Origin of the sequence: Aeromonas sp. ZOR0002 (assembly GCF_963866995.1) — a bacterium.
Classification (GTDB): domain Bacteria; phylum Pseudomonadota; class Gammaproteobacteria; order Enterobacterales; family Aeromonadaceae; genus Aeromonas; species Aeromonas caviae.
Genome location: NZ_CAWMFQ010000173.1, coordinates 1 through 1,087, shown reverse-complemented (window position 1 = coordinate 1,087; position 1,087 = coordinate 1). Strand labels below are relative to the sequence as shown.

The 1,087-nt window shown below is 66.1% G+C and carries 2 protein-coding genes; both read left to right on the top strand.

What is annotated here, in order from left to right:
* Positions 1-551, top strand: a 551-nt coding sequence (locus tag AACR77_RS09970) for an ABC transporter permease subunit (protein WP_042881186.1), incomplete at its 5' end; no start/stop codon positions are given.
* 141 nt (positions 552-692) lie between these two features.
* Positions 693-1,087, top strand: a 395-nt coding sequence (locus tag AACR77_RS09965) for an ATP-binding cassette domain-containing protein (protein ID WP_042881184.1), incomplete at its 3' end; no start/stop codon positions are given.

Below are 1,087 nucleotides of genomic sequence, written 5' to 3'. Positions count from 1 at the left end.
CCAGCCGGCATCTGAGGGTGCGGGATCGCAAACGGCGGGCCGCCGCCCTGTGGGAGGCCAGCGGCTCCATGATCCTGATGATCCCGGCGGTGGTGCTCTCCACCGGCCTCTTCATCCTGTTCATGCCCTTCACCGACGTCTTTGCCCTGGGCCCCTGGCTGGTGGTGCTGGTCAACGCGCTGATGGCGCTGCCCTATGTGCTGCGCACCCTCTCGGCCCCCATGCAACTGGTGGTGCGCCAGTACGATCGGCTGGCGGACAGCCTGGGGGTGCGCGGCCTGCATCGCCTGCGCCTGGTGGAGTGGCCCCTGCTGCGCCGTCCGCTGGCCCTGGCCATGGCCCTCTCGATGATATTGTCCCTCGGGGATCTCGGGGCCATCGCCATGTTCGGCAGCCAGACCCTCACTACCCTGCCCTGGCTGCTCTATCAGCAGCTCGGCAGCTACCGGCTGACCGAGGCGGCCGCCACCGCCCTGCTGCTGCTCACCCTCTGCTTCTCCCTGTTCTGGCTGGTGGAGCGGGGACTGGGAGGCAGACATGTGGATCACTGATCCCCGGCGGCATTGCCGCCTCCCTGCCCCCAGGATCCGGCCGGGCACGCCCCTGGGGCGCCCCTTGGAGCAGTCACTCACGCTGCCTTTCATCAATTTTTCTTACTTGTTGTTCTATAAAACGACATTCAGGAGCCAAACATGCTGGTAATTGAGGAACTGGTCACCAGTTATCCCGACTGGCAGGTGACCTTCAGTGCGACCTTGCCCAAAGGGGAGATCACCGCCCTCATCGGTCCGAGCGGCGCCGGCAAGTCCACCCTGCTCGGCATGATCGCGGGCTTCGTGCCGGTGGAGTCGGGCACCCTCACCTTCGACGGCCAGGATCTGCTGTCACTGGGCCCCGCCGAGCGCCCGGTCACCACCCTGTTCCAGGATCACAACCTCTTCCTGCACCTGTCGGTGTTCGACAACATCGCCATCGGCCTGCATCCCGGCCTGCGCTTGAATCCGGCCCAGAAAAGGCAGGTGCAGGAGGCCGCTGACAAGGTGGGCCTGGGGGAGATGCTGACGCGCCTGCCGGAGCAGCTCTCCGG